Below are 21330 nucleotides of genomic sequence, written 5' to 3' on the forward strand. Positions count from 1 at the left end.
GCTCAGCCTGATGACTTCAAACAGGCAGAGAAAATGCTGCGATCAGCTGTAGAACTATATAACAATGAAAGACCGCACCTGAGTATTGGTCTGTTAACACCCCAAATGGTACATTCCAAAGAACTCCATGTGGAGAAATTGTGGAAAAACTATTATATTAAAAACACTAAAATTGTAAACCCATTTCAGGAAAATAAAAACCCTGTAAATCAATTAAAGGATTAAAACTAAAACTGTAAACTTTTTTTAGGACGATACATATAAATAATCTGTTCAAATAGTATTTTAAGGCATATGATTAATCGAACTCGGATGATCAATAAAACTTCTTTGACAGGATAACTTTCCTTTTTATGAAGTAACAAAAAACCACCCCGTCCTGCGGACACCCCTCTGGAGGGGAATTCTGGGTGCATAAAACAGCAGGAGCATTAATCTCTTTTTAAAGGAAAATCTGGGCATTTTGCCATTCCCTCCGATGCATCGGAGGGTGCCCAAAGGGCGGGGTGGTTGAAATATAAATAACCTATTATATAGTTTTGTAAGGCATATGATTAATCGAACTCGGATGATCAATAAAACTTCTTTGACAGGATAACTTTCCTTTTTATGAAGTAAACAAAAAACCACCCCGTCCTGCGGACACCCCTCTGGAGGGGAATTCTATGTGCATAAAACAGCAGATGTAAACTTTTTTTAGGTGATACAACCCTTTTTTACGCCCTTTCCCTTTCAGGGGAAAGGTGCCGATAGGCGGATAGGGGGTAACTAATAGCGATAACCTGTTCAAATAGTATTCTAATGCATATCATTAATCGAATGCTCAGGTTGTAGAAAAGTAATTTAATTATTCTCCCTATATTTAAGGTAGTGTTAAATCGCTGACGTGGCAAATTCTCAAAAAATCGATTTCTTTACCCCGCCTCCGGGCCACCTTTACCCCACTTTTACCCCACCATCTCGCCACACTTACCTTGTACATCACTTAAGTCTGCCGGTAGAGCTAAACCATAATTGGCCGATATTGTCTATCCAGCGATGAGGTAATCACGAAGAATCTTCCAGTTTATTATGGGCACATCTCTTACAAACCCTTATCCGGTGTGGAGTCTAAAAAAAAAAGCCCGTACGAGAACATGAGCGACAGATTTTAAGGCTTATTAATAGCGTTCTTGAAGATAAGAGGAGGGAGCGCTTTAAAATAAATTTAATTGTTCAGGTTGATATAGGCTTGGATCGAAACGATATGGTTTTGAATTTTGATTTGATACGTAATAAACTTCTGTCTCGCAATCTCTTGAAGCTACCTTTATGATGGTGTTTCCGGCAACATCATTAAACATTTGCTCTACCAGAACTGGATTATTGTTGTCTTTGGATAAGTGACTCAGCAAAAGATGTGACATGTAATCCGGGCGGTGATTTAAAAATAAATCCAAAGCTTGTGAATTACTTAAGTGTCCACGGCCACTGGTAATTCTTCTTTTTAAAAAATAAGGGTATTGTCCATTGGCCAGCATGTTCGCACAGTAGTTGGATTCTAAAAATGCGGCGTGGCAACGTTTAAACTGATTGATTAATCGATCGCATACCGAGCCTATATCTGTGAAAACACCTACCCGAACTTCATTACATTCAATCGTGAAAGAATAAGGATCAGCAGCATCATGGAATTTAGAGAAGGCTGTGATTTGCAGTTTCCCAATTTGAATATTCTGGGTATGGCTTAATCCGAAAGTATTTTGTTCGTCAAGAGCTAACTTGCTGCTCTTGAGTGTCGCTACACTAATATAAACCGGAATTTTATATTTCCTGGCGAACACAGCCAAACCTTTAATATGATCGCTATGCTCATGAGAAATAAAAACGGCCTTTACTTTTTGGATGGAAAGGCCTAATCGCAACATTCTCTTTTCTACCTCTTTACAAGGCAGGCCCACGTCAACCAGAATGGCTTCTTCCTCGTTGCCGACATAATAACAATTGCCGTTGCTGCCTGAATTTATGGATGTAAAGTATAATGCCATTGGATTCGCAAGTTAAGGCTAATTAACATAACGGGAAAGTAAAACTATACTCTAGTGCCATTGTATTCCACCAACCTGGTTAATAGTGGAAGAAAAGCTTGAATGAGGTTGATTTCTTCCTCTGAAAATATTTTCTCCATCGTTTTAACCAACCATTCTTCCTTTATTTTCCGACTGGCTATGATGTGCTTTTCGCCAAGTTTGGTTAAACCAATATGTATTTTACGTTTATCATCATCACTTGGAAATCTTTCTACGCAATGCGCATCAAAAAGGCGGTTAATAATTTGTGAAATGGCTTGCTTTGAAACCCGCTCCATTTCAGCAAGCTCTGTAGATAATAATTTGCCATGTTGTTCCAGTAAAGACATGGTTAACAATTCTGCATTACTAAACTCAGAACTCACGTTCTGTTTTCTCAATTGCCGGGTAAGGCGGGTAACCGTACTTCTCAGCTTTGCAGCAATTTCCTGTGTTTGTTTTGACATGCGTCTGGTAAATTAACTTGACAAAGATAATGTTAATTTATATTGTATTAAAGATGTTTATTCAAGGATCATTTAGAATTATGATCATAATATGATAAAAAAAATGATAAAGTAGCTTTACTGTTTTAATATAATTTTATACTTTTGTAAAGTTACTTTACTATTTTAATCATGAGTATTTTTCGTTCATTAAGACATTATAATTACAGACTATTTTTTACATGACAAGCCATCTCGCTTATTGGCACCTGGATGCAAAGAGTGGCCATTAGCTGGTTGGTTTATCGCCTTACAGGTTCGGCCTTCCTATTAGGGTTAATTACTTTTCTAAGTTTAATTCCATCATTAATTTTAGCCCCTTACGCCGGAAGTTATGTAGACAGGCATAATAAATACAAGATTTTGGTCATTACCCAAATCATCTTAATGCTGCAAGCTGGTGCGCTGGCTGTTATGATCTGGTTTAAAGTTTATGATATGTTTTGGATTGCTGCCTTATCATTGGTGCAGGGATTAGTAAATGCCTTTGATGTAACCGCACGTCAATCTTTAATGGTTAACCTGATCGAAGACAAGGAAGATTTACCGAATGCCATTGCGCTCAACTCTTCTATGTTTAATGCAGCCCGTTTAATTGGTCCGGCGCTGGCTGGCGTAATATTGAGTACGTTAGGAGAAGACATCTGTTTCCTCCTCAACTTTGTCAGTTTTATAGCGGTAATTGCTTGTTTAGCGATGATGAAGTTAAAACTAACTGCACACGTTAAGTCTAAAGAAAACATATGGATCGATTTAAAAAAGGGTTACGATTATCTCAAAACCTCACCTGATTTATCTTCCATGATTTTAATGATGGCCGCCTCTAGTCTGCTGGTGATTCCTTTTACAACGCTGCTTCCTGTTTTTGCAAAAGATATCTTTAATGGAGATGCCACAACCTTCGGATGGTTTGAAAGTGCTGCAGGTTTTGGTGCCTTCTTTGGCGCAATCTATATGGCTACCCGGAAAGCTGGTCAAAATTTACAGAAGATTGTCATCGTATCTGGCGGACTTCTTGCCGTTGCCGTGATTGCTTTAGCCATTGCACCTACTTTAATACTCGCGCTGGTTTGTACCGGTTTAGCTGCGCTGGGGTTAATGGCACAAACTTCATCCATCAATACCTATCTTCAAACCCATGCCGATGATTTGATGAGGGGCAGAACGTTGAGTTATTATATTATGGCTTACCAGGGAGTATTGCCGGTGGGGAGTTTGTTAATGGGCTATCTTGCACATTTATATGGTACACAAGTTATTGTAGCTTTTGAGGGCGTAGCAGGGTTGCTCATTGTTGGCGCTTTTCTTTACCATGAAAAACACCGTAATCAGTTAGAAAATAAGCTGTCTTTTTTTAGTTAAGGATCATTCTTAACGTTAATTTTTCAGTTTGATCTCATGCGCTGTGTTAATTTTTAGACGTTAACTTAGTAGGTGTTTTTGCTTAAAAGATAGATTTAGCAACATCGCTGACATGTTTTAAGTTCTAAAGAATTATTTATTAGTTTTGAAACTGTTAATTAAACAGATCAAAAATATCAGTTATGCTTAGATCAAGATATATTCTATTCGTCATTTGCTTTTCACTTATCACTTCAATGGGTAACGCACAGGTTACCGCACTTCAAAATATCCAGGCCAGAAAAATTCTAAGTTTAAATGGGAAATGGAATTATATCGTTGATCCTTATGAAAACGGGTATTATGATTATCGCCACGAGCCTTTCGATCAATCTAAAAGTGGAACAGGTGGGTATTATGATGATCGGGTACAAAAAGATAAAACCGAGCTTATTGAATATAATTTTGATCTCTCACCCCAAATGAATGTTCCTGGAGATTGGAATTCCCAATCAGAACAGTTATCGCTTTATGAAGGAAATGTATGGCTTCGTAAAAAGTTTGATGTTAAGCCTGAAAAAGGCAAAAAGTACTACGTTTACTTTGGTGCAGTCAACTATGAAGCAAATGTTTATTTAAATGGTAAAAAGTTGGGTGTACATAAAGGCGGTTTTACACCATTTCAGTTTGATGTAACAAGCAGTTTAAAACCTGGTGAGAATACGCTCATTTTAAAGGTTGATAATACCCGGAAGCCAGATGAAATTCCTACTGTAAATACCGATTGGTGGAACTATGGTGGCATTACCCGCGACGTTTTTCTTGCTGAGTTTCCAGATCATTTCATCAGCGATTATAAACTGCAATTAGTTAAAGGAAACAATAACCTGCTTAGTTTTACGGTAAAATTAGCCGATGCGACAGCCGGGCAAGACATCACATTGTCTATCCCTGAACTAAAACTTGAAAAGAAATATAAAACAGACTCCGAAGGAAAAATTAAAGATGAATTTACCTGGAATAATTTATCGCTTTGGTCGCCAGAGAATCCAAAGTTGTATGGTGTAAATATTAAAAGTGATAAAGAAGATATCAATGATAAAATTGGATTTAGAACCATCCAGGTGAAAGGCGATAGCATTCTTTTAAATGGTAAAAATACTTTTTTAAGAGGAATCTCTATTCATGATGAAAACCCGCTTTTGGCGGGTCGCCTCCGTTCAGAAGGGGATATGAGGATGATGTTGCAATGGGCAAAAGATCTGAATTGCAATTATGTTCGCTTGGCTCATTATCCTCATAATGAAGAAATGGTTCGCTTAGCTGATGAAATGGGATTGATGGTTTGGGCTGAAGTACCCGTATACTGGACCATCAGCTGGACCAATCCTTCTACATATGCCAATGCCAAACAGCAATTAACGGATTTAATCGTTCGGGATAAAAACCGCGCAAGCGTGATCATCTGGTCGATTGGAAACGAAACCCCACTAAGTGATGCCCGTTTGAGTTTTATGACTAACCTGGCTGAAACCGCACGTACACTTGATGATTCCCGTCTGGTAGCTGCAGCGCTTGAAGTTCACCGTGAGGGCAACACCATGGTCTTAAATGATCCATTGGGTGAAGTAATTGATTTAGTAAGTTTTAACGAATACGCTGGATGGTATTGGGGCGGCGCTCCGGCAGAGTTATCGAAATATACTTTCGATATTAAATATAAAAAACCAGTGGTCATCAGTGAATTTGGAGGTGATGCCCTGGGTGGTTTTCATGCTGATGAAAATACCCGCTGGAGCGAGGAATACCAGGAAGCACTTTATAAAAATCAGTTTAGCATGCTAAGCAAAATAAGTGCCTTACGGGGTGTAACACCATGGATCTTAGCTGATTTCAGATCGCCAAGAAGACAACATCCCGTTTATCAGAATTTCTGGAACCGTAAGGGCTTAATTAGTGAAACCGGCAAGAAAAAGAAAGCATTTTATGTGGTGAAAGATTTTTATAATCAAATGGAAACCAAATATAAATAAGTAATGATTAGTTAATAAAATCTATGGATTATTTTGCATCTGGCAGATAAGTGATTAGGTCTTATGATCCAAAAAATAGGAAAGAATGACGAGAATATGGGTTTAATCAATGGATTTATGCAGAGATTCGACACCTTACAACCCTTGATCGCCTTGAAGAAGGGATTTAAACTACAATAAATAATCATAATGAAACAACATTTAAGCATCTTACTTATTTTGGCAACAGCTTTCAGCACCTCGGCGCAGAAGAAGAAAGCATTGCCCGCACCAGTCCAAAATTACACCTTAGGAAATAAAAAAGTAACCGTTTATACCACGGCTGAAAAATCGGAGTATCGGATCAGCAAAACAGAAACTTTAAATTTTGTTGAAAATAAACAACCATTTGAAACAGAGCCTTGCATTTTTGTAGATCCTACCATAAAATATCAAACCATGGTGGGTATTGGTGGTGCACTAACGGATGCATCAGCCGAAACATTTGCCAAGCTGTCGAAAAAAAATCAGCAGGAATTGCTGGAAGCATATTACAGTAAAGATAAAGGGATTGGATATACACTAGCCCGTACCAATATCGCCAGCTGCGATTTTTCCAGTGGCAGTTATGGTTATGTTCAAGATAACGATAAAGATTTAAAAACCTTTAGTGTAGCACATGATGAGCAGTTCAAAATTCCATTAATTAAACAAGCAACTGCCGCAGCCGGAGGTAAACTAACTTTATTTGTAAGCCCATGGTCGCCACCAGCATGGATGAAAGATAACAACAGCCTAATTAAAGGCGGACATTTGCTTCCTGAATTTCGCCAAAGCTGGGCGAACCATTACGTAAAATTCATCAAAACATATGAAGCAATGGGCATTCCGGTTTGGGGCTTATCTGTTCAGAACGAACCAATGGCCAAGCAAATCTGGGAATCATGCGTGTACACTGCTGAAGAAGAACGCGATTTTATTAAGAACTTCTTAGGCCCAACTTTGCAAAAATCAGGTTTAGCATCTAAAAAGTTAATCGCCTGGGATCATAACCGTGATCAGATTTTCCAAAGAGCCAGTACCATTCTAAATGATAAAGATGCAGCTAAATACGTTTGGGGCATCGGCTTCCACTGGTATGAAACCTGGACGGGTAGCGGAATGCAATTTGGTAATTTGCGCCAAACACACGAAGCCTATCCGGATAAGGCGCTGATTTTTACTGAAGGCTGTAAGGAAAAATATGATGTAAATAAATTAGATGACTGGACTTTAGGCGAGCGTTATGGTTATTCCATGATCAATGATTTTAATGCCGGAACAGCTGCCTGGACCGATTGGAACATTCTTTTAGACGAAAAAGGTGGTCCGAACCATGTGGGTAATTTCTGTTTTGCACCAGTTCATGCTGATACTAAAAAAGATAAACTCATCTATACCAATGCCTATTATTATATGGGCCATTTTTCTAAATTCATCCGTCCCGGTGCTAAAAGAGTAGGCGCTGCATCCAGCAGAGATTTGTTGCAAACGACAGCTTTCTTAAACACTGATGGCAAATTAGTGGTGGTGGTGATGAACCAATCTGACGAAAAATTAAAATATAGTTTGTGGATTAAAGGGCAAGCTGCAAATACAACCAGTCTTCCACATTCGATTACCACTTTAGTGGTAGAATAACCAAATAAAAACCTAAACCATGATCAAAAAAATCGAAAATCTGTTCTCCTTAAAGGATAAAGTTGTTGTTGTAACAGGCGCTACCGGAGTATTAGGAGAAGCATTTCTTCAGGGGCTGAATGCTGCAGAAGCAACCCTTGTCGTGATTGGCAGAAATGAAGAAGTGGCCAAACTCCGTGCGCAGGAAGTAATTGATGCTGGAGGCAAGGCCATTTATATCATTGCCGATGTGTTGGATGAGCAAGCATTGACAACCGCTAAAACCCGTATTATAGAAACTTTTGGCAAAATAGATGCCTTGGTTAATGCAGCGGGCGGTAATGTGGCTGAAGCAGTAATCCAACCAGGAAGCGATATATTCAACCTGAATATTTCTGCACTAAAACAGGTTTTCGATTTAAATTTGTTTGGAACCATTATCCCAACTCAGATCTTTGGTCAGGAGATTGCCAAAAATGGTGGCAGCATTGTAAATATTTCATCGGTTTCCGCTACTCAGGCCATTACCCGTGTATTGGGTTACTCAATGGCTAAATCGGCTGTAGACAGTTATACCAAGTGGATGGCTGTAGAATTAGCTAACCGCTATCAGGATAAAATCAGGATCAATGGCATTGTTCCGGGTTTTTTCATTACCAACCAAAACCGGGCTTTACTCATCAATGAGGATGGCTCCTTAACAGCCAGGGGAAATGCCATTATTTCGAAAACACCATTCAAGCGCTTCGGCGCTCCGGAAGAGTTAATCGGCGCTTTGGTTTATCTTTTGAGCGATGCTTCTAAATTTGTAAATGGTGAAAACATTACTGTTGATGGTGGCTTCTGTTCCTTCTCAGGTGTGTAGATTCTTATAAATGATAATCTAAATTGATAAAAGAGGCTGAAATAGCCTCTTTTATTTTTTCTGATTGTTTCATAAATTCAATATGGCCCGGGTGATTTTGGATTAAACACATTAATTACGGTTTTTAACCGATAGGCCATATTTTAAACCCATCTTTGTATGTGGCTTGAAATTTGCCTTTAAATCATTATGGAAAACAACCAGCATCCCGAAAAAAAGATTTTAACACCATCAGTTATTCATGATGATTTATCAGAGGTTAAGAAACCTGAACACTTAAGAAAAACGGCTTCAGGTCATGATGATTTACTGCCAGAAAACCCGGAGCGCAATTATCATCACGAAGAATTCAAATCTTTAACTTCCAGCCATGATGAGATCAAACATGCAGATGATGACGTTTGGAACGGTGAAGATGCTTAATCTTTGAAACCTATTTCAAGATCTATTCCCGTCTTTTTCATAGCAGTATTATATGGAATGATAGGTATTCTTTGTAGCGTTTATGGTGTGATATCCGTTTATCATGCAAAACCATTAAAAGATATGAAGAATAACCTGTTATCAATCAGCGGATTGATGATATTACTTTCTTTGGTCGTGATTTCCTGCAAAAAGGACAAAACACCTGCCGGACCAAAAGATGCATTGACAGGATCATGGGAAGAAGTTCCACAAAAGGCATATAGCAAAAGATTGCTTTTTGAAGCGGGTGGAAACTTTTCCATGCAAATCAGAGATCAGGGTAATCAATACTGGAGTACAGAAGTGATTGGAAAATATACCATTTCCGGAGATCAACTGATCGTTAATACGAGTAGCAATCTGGAAAAATCCTCTACTGGAAAAATCATCAGTAATACCCCGATAAATTATGTTTTATTTGATAAAGGAAAGTTTTCCATTGATCAGCAGGTACTGACGATCAACTATACCACGTATCCGGCAGATGGTCCTGTACCTACAGTGGCTAAATTCAATCAGTTGATTCCGATAGATTAAAGAGGCGAGATCAGGTTGAAGATGATCTGTCTCAAACCTTAGTCTGGTGCGATATGCCTGTGTTTACAAGGAAAAAAAATCATGAGAATTTAAATTTTAAGAAGGTAGATAAATTCATTAATTCTTCATTTGATATTTAGAAATTTATTAAACAATAAACAAGGTTATTCACCCATTAATAAATATCAACATGAAAGCAATTAAAATTTTAATGATCGCATTAGTAGCTACTTTTTCTATAAACGCAGTAAGTGCACAAACAAAAGAACCTGTTAAAGTTAAAACAGAAAAAACAACAGTTAAAAAAGTACAAAAACACCACCACAAAGCTAAAAAAGCTGCTTCTGCAAAAATGTAGTCGCCACACAAAATGATTGAGGTTATAAATCCATTCCGAATTTCGGGATGGATTTATTGTTATAGTTAGGAATCAAATGAAAATAGAGAAGACTAAAGGCATTTCTCTTGATCAGTGAGAAATAAGCGAAACCATTATAAAAATAAATCCGGTTATTGCCATTAAAAAAAACAAAAATGATTTAATATCCTTTGCTTTATGTCCGTTTTTTAATACCAGGCGACTAAAGGGGGCGGATATTATTATGGCGAGTGCAAATAAAAAGGCAAATGCCGGTGCCAGCTGTCCACCAAAGCTCATAACTGTATGATTATCGTTATTCCCAAAAAACCCTAATAGATCTCCCAGCAATAAAAAATTCCAGATAACCACAAAAACAATCACCGCTGACCATTTCAAAGGAAAGCTTCCGATTGATTGATATTTTGCAATCTCCGCTTCAACGGCTGCCGGTAGGACACTGTTGTTATTTAGAAATCCGATATCTGTTATTCGTTTAATCAGATCGCGACTTCCGGAAGTTAAAAAAACAACCTTTTCACTATAGCCGTTAACCCGGTGATTAATTTTAATACCTGATGTGAATACTGCTGAAAATAGTTCGATAGAAATAATATCAGATGGTCTGAAATATAAATTACCTAGAATGGATGCATTTAACCGCAATTCATTTTTATTAACCAACAATTTAGCAAACGGCCAGGTAGCCTGGCCTGATCCAATGTATGCACCACCCGTTTCTTCAATTTCAAACATGCTCTTAAAGGTTGATTTTATGGCTAAAACTATTTAAAAGCAATGGAAAAACAAAATAACACCATTCAACATAACATGTCCAGTTTTTAAATAAATGATCTAATCCCAATTTTGACCATGTCACCAGCCAATTCTTTAGCCTCATTTTCCAGGTGCTAAAAACATGATTTGAAATTTTTATTTAAACGGGTAAAAATTCATCTATTCTTCATTTGATATCTAGAACTTTATTGAACAATAATCAAGGTAATAACCCATAAAATAAATATCAACATGAAAGCAATTAAAGTATTAATGATCGCCCTTGTAGCTACTTTCGCTGTAAATGCAGTAAGTGCACAAACTAAAGAACCTGTTAAAGTTAAAACAGAAAAAACAACAGTTAAAAAAGTACAAAAACACCACCACAAAGCTAAAAAAGCTGCTGCTAAAAAATAGTATATAGCAACAATAGGTTAGGTAATTAGGCCGCTTCGAATAATTTCGAAGCGGTTTTTTTGTTTATTTATAGTCCCTTCTGTGTTCCACAAACGAAAGTATCTATTTGATGGATATGGTCGATGAGATTACCAACAAGTAGAAAAATCTTTATTTAGGATTTGCTTCGCTTTATCTTGGATAAATCTAGTCAGGCTCTACTTCTCAGCTCGCCTGTGCAATTGAAAATGCTGCGCTAACGCTTGTGTTAAAACATAGATCGAATCCCGTTGCAGTGCAACTACTTATTCTCACCCATTTTTTCAGTTCGCAGGCGGTGAGCAATCACTTGTTTTTAACGGTATCATTTTTATTATATTTGAGCATGAGTATTGAGTGGTCAATTAATTATAAGAACAATGAGCTTGTTTTAAAAGAAGGATTTTTAATCGCCTATCAAATGTTATTATTCAAAGAAATTGAAGGGAATTATGGCAGTTCTGATAATGAGCTTAATGAGTTCAAGATATTTCTATTAAACGATACATTTACTATATATGCTGGATGGTGGGGAGGGATTGATTTTAACGAATTTTCAGATGCCACTATAAATAAACTAATACTACTAAACCGAAAACATGATTCACAAGGTTGGTAACGATATGAACTACCTTACAAGCTCGCATATATATCATATATGTAAAGAGGCATTTGAATATCTCACAGCTGCTGGAAAATCAGATTATGGCGTTCAATTTGATTCCAGTGACCTTTTGTATGCTGAGGAACAGCTCCCTATTGAAAACTATTCGCACGCCTTCCATTTAATTAAATTGTTAATGATGGGGACATTGAAACATTCAGATATTAATGGACTATTAGTTGGCTAATTAAAAGTGCTGCTAACCCTGATTAGTGTTTTGGTTTTGGTCATTGTAACTTAATAATTAATCAATAATACCGCCAAGCCTCGTGTTTATTGCATAAACATATCACTGCATCGCTTCTGCGAAGCTTTACTCCAGTGACCTTCCCTCCATTCGCAGGAGGTTCGCGTACTAAAAGTGAGTATTTACTGTTTTCCGTAATTCAGGCATTTCTATTCTTTATATATTAGCAAAGTAAATTATAAATTATGCTCTACCTAATATAAGCCATTTCAACTTTTAATGAAGAAATCGATATATTAGATACTAAATTCCGATTGTTAAGTCACTATCTGAAATCAAGAAAAAATTTATAGTCCGATTCTCGCGTAATTATAATTCAAACTTGTATATAAAATTCCCATCAAGCCAAAATATGGATTTCGAAATCTTAATCAACAATACTTTCTCCGATATAAATTCCAACGATACTTTATCTCCAATTACAAATAAAAGTGTAATTAGTATGATAAATAATTTTGAAGACTCAGAATGGAGATATAATCACTTTCAAAACTTTATATGGGATAACATTGCTGAGACTTCACTATCATATAATGAACGAGAAAGCTTAATTAATAGCCATCATTCATTATTAACATACGCAGCTAAAAATCTAAGACTCTCGGACAAAACAGGCGATATAAGCAAGGGAAGTGAAATTGCTGAAATTGTTTTGTATGCCATCATGAAACATCATTTCAATTCACTGCCCGTTGTACCAAAAATATTCTACAAACAAAATGCTCAGGACAATGCAAAAGGTGCTGATAGTGTACACATAATCATTGAAAATGGAAATGATTTTTCTATATGGTTTGGTGAAGCAAAATTTTATAATAGTATCGAAGACACTAGAATTCCTGAAATAATAACATCGGTTGAAAACTCTCTATCCACAGAAAAACTAAAGAAAGAAAATAGCATTATTACAAATGTTTCTGATATCGACTTGCTAATTGACGATGAAATCCTAAGAAATAAAATAAAGTCGGCTCTATCACCAAGAGAATCTATTGATCTTATCAAACCTAAACTTCACATTCCAATCTTGCTTTTGCACGAGTGCGAAATAACTAAAAAACATACAGTAATTTCAGATTTATACAAAGATGATATAATTGAATTCCATAAAAAAAGAGCGGAATCATATTTTAAAAAGCAAATTGACAAACTTGGAACTTTACCACATTATTCAGAAATTAAGTTTCATTTAATTTTCTTTCCAGTACCACTAAAGAAAATTATTGTAGACAGATTTGTTTCAATGGCTGACTTTTATAAAAACTCTTAACAGCGATGGATATATTTGATTCTTGTCACATTATAAACGATCACTTGATCTCTACAAGAGAAGGCCAAGCTCGAAATGAACTCATTAGATTATTAGATTATCACGAAAGAAATGATATTGAATATTCTCCATTAGTAAACCATTTAATCCGTGAAACGGGATTGTATCCTTATTTAAAACCAGATACAGCTGACTGGGGAGACAGATTTGTTTATGAAATATTTAAGGTTGATATCGGGGGTAAAGAGTCAACACTTCACAGAGAACAATCATCACTATTGAAAAGACTAATAAATGGTGAAAATGTAGCAGTGAGTGCGCCAACTAGCTTTGGAAAAAGCTTCGTAATTGATGCCTTTATTTCCATTAAAAATCCAAATAATGTTGTGATTATTGTTCCGACTATAGCATTAACAGACGAAACTCGTAGGCGGTTATATAAAAAGTTTGCTAATAATTATAAGATAATTACAACTACAGAGGTCGAACTAGCTGAAAAAAATATTTTTATTTTTCCTCAAGAGCGAGCAATGAACTATGTCAATAAAATTGACAGTATTGATATTCTAATCATCGACGAATTTTATAAGGCGAGTTCAGTATATGATAAATCAAGGTCGCCAGCATTATTAAAAGCAATCCTCAAACTTGGAATTAAATCAAAACAAAAATATTTTCTAGCACCTAATATTACTTCGATAGGAGAAAATGTATTTACCAAGGATATGGTGTTTGAAGATAAGCTGGGCTTTAATACTGTTTATCTTGAGAGATTTGACAAATACACTGAAATTAAGGGTGACAAAATTGAAAAAGAACTTCAAAAAGGCGAAATTTTATTAAATATTCTCGAACAGACAAAAACAAAATCTTTAATCTATGCTGCATCGTATCCACAGATTGATAAAGTTTCAAATCTTCTAAACGAGATGTTGCCCATTTCTGAAAAACCATTGTTGATAGAATTTTCTAATTGGCTCACAATCAACTATGGCGCAAATTGGAAATTAACTAACCTTGTTAAAAGAGGCGTCGGCATTCATAATGGACAGCTTCATCGCTCAATCAGCCAAATTCAAGTAAAGTTGTTTGAAGAAAAGGATGGATTAGCTAATATAATTTCTACTTCGTCAATAATTGAGGGAGTTAATACATCTGCAGAGAATGTTATTATTTGGCGTAATCGAAAAAGTGGTGGCAACAGCATCTTAGATAGTTTCACATATAAAAACATTATTGGTAGAGGGGGCAGAATGTTTAAATATTTTATCGGTAAAATTTATCTGCTTGAATCACCGCCTCAGGATGATGCCACTCAACTTGATATTCCATTTCCAGACTCTATATTAGGAGACTTGGATGAAGAGATTCATATTTCGAGTTTAAATAATGAACAAGTAGCAAAAATCGTATCATTCAAAACTGAAATGTATGATATATTAGGAAAGGAAGTCTATGATAGATTGTTAAAAGAAAATATTTTTCAATCTAACAATTCTGATTTTGTTAAAGAAACAGCAAGACAAATGAAAGATAATCAGGAAGATTGGAATGGACTTTCCTATCTAAATTCAAATGAACCTGAATCTTGGGATAGATTAATATGGAAAATAATAAGCTTGCAGCCAGGAGAGTGGGGAGATGGGCCATATGGTATTCAACATAAGAAATTTGTTGAGTTCGTCAAGGTCTTAGTGGCAAATTGGGGCAGCACTATTCCTGAATTGTTAGATGAATTAGATGAATTTGATATTGATATCGAGCAGTTTTTCAAACTTGAGAGAATTGCAGCTTTTAATTTATCTTCTCTAATAAGTGACATTAATATACTTCAAAGAGAAATCCTTAATAATGGCACTGATGTATCTCCCTTTGTTTCTAGGGTATCGCATGCTTTTTTGCCTTCGGTTGTGTATCAGCTTGAAGAGTATGGACTTCCAAGAATGATCTCTAGAAAACTTTACCAAAATGGTATTATTGATTTTAATAATGATAATTTGAATATACATAATACAATAGAGATTTTTCATGAAATAGGTAGGGAAAAGATCAAATCATTTAACTTCATTGATGCATTTGATGAATATATTTTGGACTATTTTTATGATGGTATTACAATATCAGAGAGCGAAAGTCCATTGTAGTTAAATAATTAAATCGATTTTTCTTCTTGAGGATTTATTTACCATTTACTTTAAAGGCTCAGTCAATCGTCAAATCACACTCTTTACGGTCATAAATATTGTTTCAGATTGAAAACAATCAATTTAACTGCTCTTCTCCAACAATAGGCCAATTTCAAATATTATCATTATAATTACTCGTTAAAAATTTACTTTATCGGTTTCTAGCAAATAAATTACAAATACAATGAATGAAAAACAGGAGGTTAAATTAAACCAATTATTAGAAAAAAGAATAAAACGTCTTGAATCCATAAACTACTTCGCAGAATATTTTGAAGAATTTTCATACTCAATTCTGAAAAAAGCTGTTATCAAAATAAACGAAAAGTTACAAGCTTACACTCAGGAAGCTTTAAGAGTGTTTTTCGAAAATCCTTTCGAAAATAAAAGAACTAGATTTTACGTAATGATCCAATTAATCTCGAATAATCATGGAAGAAATAATTTCTACCTAGATAATACGATGAATTTTCCTACCATAGAATTTGAGGGGGATGAATTTACGGGAAAAGTTCTTGTTAAATACAGTTTCGAGAATAAAATTAAATCTCAAAAAGAATATGATATGAATCATTTAAGAGATGATAGTTATGCTTCTGAGATAATTTTAGACTTTCTAGAAAAAATTTATTCTTTGTAAGGTGAATATTGAGAATAGAAAATTTAGAATTCTTAGCATCGATGGTGGGGGCTTACGAGGTCTCATCCCTCTTCAAGTAATTAGAGAAATAGAAGATATTACTAAGCGACCTATACATAAGACTTTTGATCTAATAGCTGGCACTTCAACCGGAGGATTGCTCACATGCGCTTTGAGTTTTGGAGATGTTCAGTCAACTATAGGTAATACAAGAAAATATAGCTTAGATCAAATTGAAGATATATATTTGAGTCGTGGGAAAGAGATTTTCGCGAAATCTAATCACTTAATGAATACATATAATTCATTAAGAAAATGGGTTAGGCCTGAGTTCAATCCTAAAAATCTGAGCAAAATATTAGATGAATATTTTGGGGATAATAGAATTACCAGTTGTCTAAAGCCTATTTTCATAACATCTTTTAATATCCATAGAAATATACCAATATATTTTACGACTAGAGAGGCGACATTACAAGAAGAAAAAAATGCTACACTTCATGAAATATGCAGGGCTACTTCTGCTGCGCCAACTTACTTTCCATCATATTCATTTAATTATGACTCTGAAAATGTTGTTTGCATTGATGGTGGCATCGTGATGAATAATCCTGCGATTGGTGCACTAATTGAAGTTTTGGGCAATTCTGATTATAAGCACTACAAAGTAGATGACAAACGTATTGATCTTAAGGATATATCCATATTATCTTTAGGAACTGGTAGGACAAAAAAAAATATAAATAGTTCATTTTCCCACAAATGGGGGAGAAAAAATTGGATTAAGCCTATTATTGATATTTCTACCGGTGGCCCAGTAAAGATTGTACATAACCAAATCAATACCTTGTTCAAAGCTAGCAATCTCGAAAAAAACTATTTTAGAATTGATATCGATATCGATGAAAAGTATTCTGAAATGTCAGATTCTAATCCGGATACATTAAATTATTTATTGAATCAAGCTAAGTCACAAATTACTAATAACCATACATTAAAAACAAAGCTTGAGATTTTTCTTAAGGAAAACGGAATTGTTTAGTTGATGATATCTATCTAACGATTTCACCAATTTAAGCTTCTCTCCTCAACACGTTTCAAGAAATTCCGGCATAAACGCTCAAATAGCCATCGCACAGGCTATTTATTCCGGTCCTCCTTTACTTAATTAGTTTGAAAGCTTGATTAAAGTGCCATATTTAAATAGATACCACTATATTACTAAATTTTGGATATGCATGAGGTATGATTTATATTTAATAAAATTAAAGATATGGCTCAGATAATTTGTGCACTAATAGTATTGGATAATGTAGCCGTACCTGCTGACATGGTACACTTCAGGGAAAACAGATCATTTGTAATACCTTTAGAACCTGATAAGTATGATGTGGACTGGAGTCCCCTTAGTGTTTTTATTGCTCACTGCGTTAGTTGTAATGACTTGTCTACTGCATTAAACACCTCTTCCGCAGTACAGAATAAATACAGCGAAGATGAAGAAGAACTATTTACCTACGATTTTTCAGCCCTGGCTTCGTTAATAAAAGAAATTAATCCAGATAGATTCATACTTAACTATTTTGAAGACTTTGCAGATATAACAGTACATGATTTATATCTAACCGTGATTAACGGTAAAGTTGTAAATGAGGCTACTTGCTTTTATGATGGGAAATTTGAACTTAATCCTGAATTTGATATAAACAAAGCATATCATGCGCTAATTAACCAAGGGGCAAGGATTGGTTGGCTTAATCATGATAAATATAGGAATTATGATAATGCAAAAAGGGCATTTGAACGTTAAGTTATAATAGTATTACTCTTAGGTTGGTGTTATCATCAATGAGAAAAAAACTTCAGCCATAAAAAAAGGCCTTTAGTTTAAACTAAAGACCTTTAAATGTACCCCGGAAGGGACTCGAACCCCTGACCCTCGGTTTAGAAAACCGACGCTCTATCCAGCTGAGCTACCGAGGCTCATTTTTTTAACGAGTTGCAAATATAGAAGTTCTATCTATAAAGCGAAAATATATTTTAAAGAATTTTCAATGATTTTTCTTTCAATCAAATAACCGTTTCATAACTAATTAATTAGCCTGGTTGCATTCCTTGCAAATCCCTGAAACAATCAGGTTCATATCCTCTACTTTGAACCCTTTTGCTATTTTTAGTGCCGGAATCTTCACCTCATCAAGGCAATATACTCGTAAACAGTTGTTACAATTGAAATGCACATGCTCATCATGGTGGTTATGCTCCGAGCAAGAATTAGAACAGATCGCATAATTCGCAGTACCGTGATTATCCATTACCCGGTGAATAATACCCTTCTCTTCAAAAGTTTTTAAAATCCGGTAAAGCGTTACCCGGTCAATTTCCTTACCAATCAAGTTTTCCAAATAGGGTTGTGAGGTTGCAGAATCGCGGTGTGATAAAATATCCAAAACCTGTAAGCGAGCGCCAGTTCTTTTCAGTCCGTTTTTAACTAAAAGATCTTCGTATTGCTGATTTTTATTCTGGTTCATAATGTAAATTTAAATAATTACTTTGGCATTCTTAATGGATACGGGCGGTTCATAACTGGCATTGGTATTGGCCAGTTTCAAAATCCCCTTTACCCGAACGGGTTTATCTGTAAAATCGGCAGCATTTATCAATTCGACCATAATCATAATCGGTACACCATTCTGTCCGCAAAAGTAGCACTGATTAATGGGTAAGGTAGCCAGTAAGAATTTTTGCTGTTTCTTCCCGCTTTTAATCGGGATCATATAGCCGGTTAGATCAAACTCCGCATCTTTAAAACGATTAATAGTCGGCCCGTATATAGGCAGAAGTTCATTTTTTTCGTTTAACTCAAATTTAACGGAGCCAATTACATCCCAGTTTAATGACCTCAGCTCATCACCTGGCCGATGAGGTTTCTGCTGAGAAAAACACAGGTTGGAGCAAAAAAATAATAGGATAATCGTAAGCTTGCTCATGGTATCTGTTTAGCACCAAGTAAAAAGAAATCAGAACGGTTGTCTCCTGAATTATTAATCACAAATTTGCCACGTAGCTTGATCGGCTTATCTGTAAAAGGAATTGCAGATGCCATTTTCACCTCTATCATAGAAGGAATATCTCCACTGCCACAAAACGGACAAGATTCAATAGGTACAATAGATAGCATAAACTCTGAAAATTTAGCGCCTACCTTGGTGGGGTAAATAAAGCCAGGCAATTCAATCACCTTATTATTTAAAGCCATCAGTTCAGGAGGGAAGATGCTTACCCATTTTAAAGGTTCAACCTGTTTATCATAACGTAAGCCAATCAAATTCCAGGTAGGCGTACGCATGTCTTTATGCACCTTCACCTGTGCGTGTACACCTGAAAAGCTGTAAAAAAAGAGTGCAATCAATAAAATATATTTCATCATTTATCTTTTGAAAGGGTACTTGCAATATCAACCTTATAGGTTTGCACCGCTGGAATAATTGCTGCAATAATGCCGATAGCCAGGCCAGCGCCAATCAGGTAGAGTTCATCCGTTAAGAAATAATAACCAGAAAGTCTGGCTTGAGAAGATTCCTGGAAATGGCCGATGAGTGTTAAGGCAATATGGCCTATAGCCAAGCCAATTAAAGCACCGGTTACAGTGATCATTAATCCCTCTAACATCACCAAACAGAATACCTTGGCCTTTGATGCACCCAGGCAACGCATGATGGCCAGGTCATATTTTTTCTCTTTCATGGAATTAAATAAACTGATAAAAACGCTCAATGCAGATATTGCCATGATCAGGATGGCAAACCATTTCAGCGTTTCAATCCCCACGCCAATCAGTGAAAACAACCGGGCACTTTCCATTGCAGGAGATGCGGCCTGCATATTGGTGCTTTGATTAACCATTCTAGGAAATATCACGACCGACATCGGCGAGCGATACTGAATGAGTAAAGACGTAATTTCACGATTATTGATTTCCTTTTCTTCCTCACCATGATGATGTTTATCCTCTTCATGATTCGGCTCATGCATTTTATAAACGCTACCAATATTGGTTAAGATCAGGTTATCTGTTACGTTACCTTGTGGTGCCAATATTCCCTTAACGATATAAGCATGTTGTTTATGCTCATCATCGGAATTACTTAAACCATGCGCACCGAAAAAGTGATCACCTACTTTCAGCTTAGACTCTGCTGCTACAGCGCTGCCAATAGTGGCTTCCAGGTCCTTATTCCAGAAATTTCCCTTAGCTATTTTCAATCCGTACAAACCAGTAAACGAAGAATCTGTACCTACAATCCTGTAACCCTGATAATTATCGCCAAGGGCAAGTGGAACCGCCCTTTTAACCATTGGATTTTGCATCAATGTTTGCGCATCCTTTGCCGGAATATTTCCCGTTGGAAAATCAATATGGTAAATACTGCTTAAAATGAGTTGTAACGGGCTTCCTTTGGCACCAACCACCAGATCAATATCCTTTGAATTACTTTCCAATTTATCACCAATTTGTGTAGATGCCAGAAAAAGTATGGATAAAATACCTACACCAAATGCTACCAATACGATATTTAAAATGGTGGTAAGTTTATTTCTGGATAAGTTTTTTGCACTTAATTTTAATATATTCATGATAATAAGTATTCTTTGCTAAGGCGGTTTCTCACTCTGTTATCATGTGTTGCTACAATTAATGATGCATGGCTGGATGCTGCCTGTTCCGTTAACAGTGAAATTACATTTTCAGCATTCTCATCGTCAAGACTAGAAGTCGGTTCATCCGCAATAAGTACCGATGGGTGATTAACCAAGGCACGAGCAATAGATGCGCGTTGAAGTTGCCCCTGACTCAGTTCTTCTGTATATTTTTTGGCTTTACCGGCAAGTCCTAAGGTTTCCAGTAAGAGTGATATCCGTTTTGCATCAATGGGCAAACCTGCAAGGGAAGCAGCAATGGCTATATTGTCGTAAATATTCAGGCTTTTAATGAAATGCGGTTTTTGAAAAACGATTCCTATTTTCTGACCTCTGAATTGATCCATTTCCCTCGTTGACAGATTATATATGCTTGTTCCATCCAGAATGACTTCTCCATTTTGGGGTTTCAGCAAACCTGCTATAATATTCAGCAAGGTGCTTTTTCCACTTCCTGATGATCCAAGTAAAAGCCACTGCTCTGCATCTTTAATTTCCCAGTCTGGAAACTGTAATATAGGTGCATGGTGGTATTGGTGAGCTAAAGACTGAATTTTAATCATAACTTTTTTGATATTAACCGAATGTTTTTAATGGCGTAACGGCGATAAAGTTCCTT

General features: G+C 36.0%; 23 protein-coding genes and 1 tRNA gene. 15 read left to right on the forward strand and 9 right to left on the reverse strand.

Going from position 1 to position 21330, the window contains the following annotated elements:
• Positions 1-225 (forward strand): integrase core domain-containing protein (locus tag EV200_RS19355; protein WP_165877981.1); only part of this gene is annotated, 225 nt, incomplete at its 5' end.
• Between the two features lie 971 nt (positions 226-1196).
• On the opposite strand, the gene EV200_RS19360 is transcribed toward EV200_RS19355, so the two are convergent.
• The gene (locus tag EV200_RS19360) at positions 1197-2027 is read right to left on the reverse strand and encodes an MBL fold metallo-hydrolase (RefSeq protein ID WP_132535685.1); all 831 of its coding nucleotides are present in this window, start codon (positions 2025-2027) and stop codon (positions 1197-1199) included.
• Positions 2028-2071: 44 nt separating this feature from the next.
• Positions 2072-2515 (reverse strand): MarR family winged helix-turn-helix transcriptional regulator, encoded by a 444-nt coding sequence (locus tag EV200_RS19365; protein ID WP_132535687.1) that lies wholly within the window; start codon positions 2513-2515, stop codon positions 2072-2074.
• A 252-nt stretch (positions 2516-2767) separates the two neighbouring features.
• Here EV200_RS19365 and EV200_RS19370 point away from each other — a divergent pair, with 252 nt between their 5' ends.
• From EV200_RS19370 to EV200_RS21825, 7 genes are all read left to right on the forward strand, one after another.
• Positions 2768-3916, forward strand: a complete 1149-nt coding sequence (locus EV200_RS19370) for an MFS transporter (protein WP_229676747.1) — start codon at positions 2768-2770, stop codon at positions 3914-3916.
• A 182-nt stretch (positions 3917-4098) separates the two neighbouring features.
• Positions 4099-5928 carry a glycoside hydrolase family 2 protein gene (locus EV200_RS19375; protein ID WP_132535689.1) on the forward strand — a complete coding sequence of 610 codons (1830 nt, stop codon included), beginning with the start codon at positions 4099-4101 and terminating at the stop codon, positions 5926-5928.
• 189 nt (positions 5929-6117) lie between these two features.
• Positions 6118-7587, forward strand: a complete 1470-nt coding sequence (locus EV200_RS19380; RefSeq protein WP_132535691.1) for a glycoside hydrolase family 30 protein — start codon at positions 6118-6120, stop codon at positions 7585-7587.
• A 19-nt stretch (positions 7588-7606) separates the two neighbouring features.
• Positions 7607-8431 (forward strand): SDR family oxidoreductase, encoded by an 825-nt coding sequence (locus EV200_RS19385; RefSeq protein WP_132535693.1) that lies wholly within the window; start codon positions 7607-7609, stop codon positions 8429-8431.
• 189 nt (positions 8432-8620) lie between these two features.
• On the forward strand, positions 8621-8854 hold the full coding sequence (locus EV200_RS19390; RefSeq protein ID WP_132535695.1) for a hypothetical protein: 234 nt from the start codon (positions 8621-8623) through the stop codon (positions 8852-8854).
• Positions 8855-8977: 123 nt separating this feature from the next.
• The gene (locus EV200_RS19395) at positions 8978-9433 is read left to right on the forward strand and encodes a hypothetical protein (RefSeq protein WP_132535697.1); all 456 of its coding nucleotides are present in this window, start codon (positions 8978-8980) and stop codon (positions 9431-9433) included.
• A gap of 190 nt (positions 9434-9623) precedes the next feature.
• Entirely contained in the window at positions 9624-9791 is a 168-nt protein-coding gene (locus EV200_RS21825) for a hypothetical protein (RefSeq protein ID WP_165877982.1), read from the forward strand.
• 111 nt (positions 9792-9902) lie between these two features.
• Here the strand turns inward: EV200_RS21825 and EV200_RS19400 are convergent, their stop codons facing one another.
• Complete coding sequence (locus tag EV200_RS19400; protein WP_132535699.1) at positions 9903-10547, reverse strand: hypothetical protein; 645 nt, start codon at positions 10545-10547, stop codon at positions 9903-9905.
• 273 nt (positions 10548-10820) lie between these two features.
• Here EV200_RS19400 and EV200_RS21830 point away from each other — a divergent pair, with 273 nt between their 5' ends.
• From EV200_RS21830 to EV200_RS19430, 7 genes are all read left to right on the forward strand, one after another.
• Positions 10821-10985, forward strand: coding sequence for a hypothetical protein (locus EV200_RS21830; protein ID WP_165877983.1), 165 nt, complete (start codon positions 10821-10823; stop codon positions 10983-10985).
• Between the two features lie 364 nt (positions 10986-11349).
• Complete coding sequence (locus EV200_RS19405; RefSeq protein ID WP_132535701.1) at positions 11350-11622, forward strand: hypothetical protein; 273 nt, start codon at positions 11350-11352, stop codon at positions 11620-11622.
• Between the two features lie 644 nt (positions 11623-12266).
• On the forward strand, positions 12267-13184 hold the full coding sequence (locus EV200_RS19410) for a HamA C-terminal domain-containing protein (RefSeq protein WP_132535703.1): 918 nt from the start codon (positions 12267-12269) through the stop codon (positions 13182-13184).
• Positions 13185-13189: 5 nt separating this feature from the next.
• On the forward strand, positions 13190-15328 hold the full coding sequence (locus EV200_RS19415) for a DEAD/DEAH box helicase (RefSeq protein ID WP_132535705.1): 2139 nt from the start codon (positions 13190-13192) through the stop codon (positions 15326-15328).
• A gap of 226 nt (positions 15329-15554) precedes the next feature.
• Positions 15555-16010: a hypothetical protein gene (locus EV200_RS19420; RefSeq protein ID WP_132535707.1), complete on the forward strand. Its 456-nt coding sequence runs from the start codon at positions 15555-15557 to the stop codon at positions 16008-16010.
• A 1-nt stretch (position 16011) separates the two neighbouring features.
• Positions 16012-17052 (forward strand): patatin-like phospholipase family protein, encoded by a 1041-nt coding sequence (locus EV200_RS19425; RefSeq protein WP_165877984.1) that lies wholly within the window; start codon positions 16012-16014, stop codon positions 17050-17052.
• A 231-nt stretch (positions 17053-17283) separates the two neighbouring features.
• Positions 17284-17820 (forward strand): PI-PLC domain-containing protein, encoded by a 537-nt coding sequence (locus EV200_RS19430; protein ID WP_132535711.1) that lies wholly within the window; start codon positions 17284-17286, stop codon positions 17818-17820.
• 99 nt (positions 17821-17919) lie between these two features.
• Here the strand turns inward: EV200_RS19430 and EV200_RS19435 are convergent.
• The 6 genes from EV200_RS19435 to EV200_RS19460 all read right to left on the reverse strand — a co-directional run bounded on the left by EV200_RS19435 (position 17920) and on the right by EV200_RS19460 (position 21274).
• Positions 17920-17993, reverse strand: a tRNA-Arg gene (locus EV200_RS19435).
• 110 nt (positions 17994-18103) lie between these two features.
• Positions 18104-18541: a Fur family transcriptional regulator gene (locus EV200_RS19440; RefSeq protein WP_132535713.1), complete on the reverse strand. Its 438-nt coding sequence runs from the start codon at positions 18539-18541 to the stop codon at positions 18104-18106.
• A 9-nt stretch (positions 18542-18550) separates the two neighbouring features.
• Positions 18551-19000, reverse strand: coding sequence for a hypothetical protein (locus EV200_RS19445; RefSeq protein ID WP_229676748.1), 450 nt, complete (start codon positions 18998-19000; stop codon positions 18551-18553).
• Positions 18997-19440 carry a hypothetical protein gene (locus tag EV200_RS19450; protein ID WP_132535715.1) on the reverse strand — a complete coding sequence of 148 codons (444 nt, stop codon included), beginning with the start codon at positions 19438-19440 and terminating at the stop codon, positions 18997-18999. Before EV200_RS19450 ends, EV200_RS19445 begins: the two co-directional genes overlap by 4 nt.
• A complete protein-coding gene (locus tag EV200_RS19455) occupies positions 19437-20648 on the reverse strand; it encodes an ABC transporter permease (RefSeq protein ID WP_132535717.1) in 1212 nt (403 codons plus the stop codon). Before EV200_RS19455 ends, EV200_RS19450 begins: the two co-directional genes overlap by 4 nt.
• On the reverse strand, positions 20645-21274 hold the full coding sequence (locus tag EV200_RS19460; RefSeq protein WP_132535719.1) for an ABC transporter ATP-binding protein: 630 nt from the start codon (positions 21272-21274) through the stop codon (positions 20645-20647). Before EV200_RS19460 ends, EV200_RS19455 begins: the two co-directional genes overlap by 4 nt.
• Positions 21275-21330: the final 56 nt, after the last annotated feature.

Origin of the sequence: Pedobacter psychrotolerans (assembly GCF_004340665.1) — a bacterium.
In the GTDB taxonomy this organism is placed as follows: Bacteria; Bacteroidota; Bacteroidia; order Sphingobacteriales; family Sphingobacteriaceae; genus Pedobacter; species Pedobacter psychrotolerans.

What these genes read in the sequence shown, in the direction of transcription:
- EV200_RS19410 (WP_132535703.1), top strand. Translation starts at nt 12,267, where the DNA reads ATGGATTTCGAAATCTTAATCAACAATACTTTCTCCGATATAAATTCC.
- EV200_RS19420 (WP_132535707.1), top strand. Translation starts at nt 15,555, where the DNA reads ATGAATGAAAAACAGGAGGTTAAATTAAACCAATTATTAGAAAAAAGA.
- EV200_RS19405 (WP_132535701.1), top strand. Translation starts at nt 11,350, where the DNA reads ATGAGTATTGAGTGGTCAATTAATTATAAGAACAATGAGCTTGTTTTA.
- EV200_RS19380 (WP_132535691.1), top strand. Translation starts at nt 6,118, where the DNA reads ATGAAACAACATTTAAGCATCTTACTTATTTTGGCAACAGCTTTCAGC.
- EV200_RS19370 (WP_229676747.1), top strand. Translation starts at nt 2,768, where the DNA reads ATGCAAAGAGTGGCCATTAGCTGGTTGGTTTATCGCCTTACAGGTTCG.
- EV200_RS19440 (WP_132535713.1), bottom strand. Translation starts at nt 18,541, where the DNA reads ATGAACCAGAATAAAAATCAGCAATACGAAGATCTTTTAGTTAAAAAC.
- EV200_RS19375 (WP_132535689.1), top strand. Translation starts at nt 4,099, where the DNA reads ATGCTTAGATCAAGATATATTCTATTCGTCATTTGCTTTTCACTTATC.
- EV200_RS19445 (WP_229676748.1), bottom strand. Translation starts at nt 19,000, where the DNA reads ATGAGCAAGCTTACGATTATCCTATTATTTTTTTGCTCCAACCTGTGT.
- EV200_RS19460 (WP_132535719.1), bottom strand. Translation starts at nt 21,274, where the DNA reads ATGATTAAAATTCAGTCTTTAGCTCACCAATACCACCATGCACCTATA.
- EV200_RS21825 (WP_165877982.1), top strand. Translation starts at nt 9,624, where the DNA reads ATGAAAGCAATTAAAATTTTAATGATCGCATTAGTAGCTACTTTTTCT.
- EV200_RS19450 (WP_132535715.1), bottom strand. Translation starts at nt 19,440, where the DNA reads ATGATGAAATATATTTTATTGATTGCACTCTTTTTTTACAGCTTTTCA.
- EV200_RS19385 (WP_132535693.1), top strand. Translation starts at nt 7,607, where the DNA reads ATGATCAAAAAAATCGAAAATCTGTTCTCCTTAAAGGATAAAGTTGTT.
- EV200_RS19430 (WP_132535711.1), top strand. Translation starts at nt 17,284, where the DNA reads ATGGCTCAGATAATTTGTGCACTAATAGTATTGGATAATGTAGCCGTA.
- EV200_RS19395 (WP_132535697.1), top strand. Translation starts at nt 8,978, where the DNA reads ATGAAGAATAACCTGTTATCAATCAGCGGATTGATGATATTACTTTCT.
- EV200_RS21830 (WP_165877983.1), top strand. Translation starts at nt 10,821, where the DNA reads ATGAAAGCAATTAAAGTATTAATGATCGCCCTTGTAGCTACTTTCGCT.
- EV200_RS19415 (WP_132535705.1), top strand. Translation starts at nt 13,190, where the DNA reads ATGGATATATTTGATTCTTGTCACATTATAAACGATCACTTGATCTCT.
- EV200_RS19455 (WP_132535717.1), bottom strand. Translation starts at nt 20,648, where the DNA reads ATGAATATATTAAAATTAAGTGCAAAAAACTTATCCAGAAATAAACTT.
- EV200_RS19365 (WP_132535687.1), bottom strand. Translation starts at nt 2,515, where the DNA reads ATGTCAAAACAAACACAGGAAATTGCTGCAAAGCTGAGAAGTACGGTT.
- EV200_RS19390 (WP_132535695.1), top strand. Translation starts at nt 8,621, where the DNA reads ATGGAAAACAACCAGCATCCCGAAAAAAAGATTTTAACACCATCAGTT.
- EV200_RS19400 (WP_132535699.1), bottom strand. Translation starts at nt 10,547, where the DNA reads ATGTTTGAAATTGAAGAAACGGGTGGTGCATACATTGGATCAGGCCAG.
- EV200_RS19360 (WP_132535685.1), bottom strand. Translation starts at nt 2,027, where the DNA reads ATGGCATTATACTTTACATCCATAAATTCAGGCAGCAACGGCAATTGT.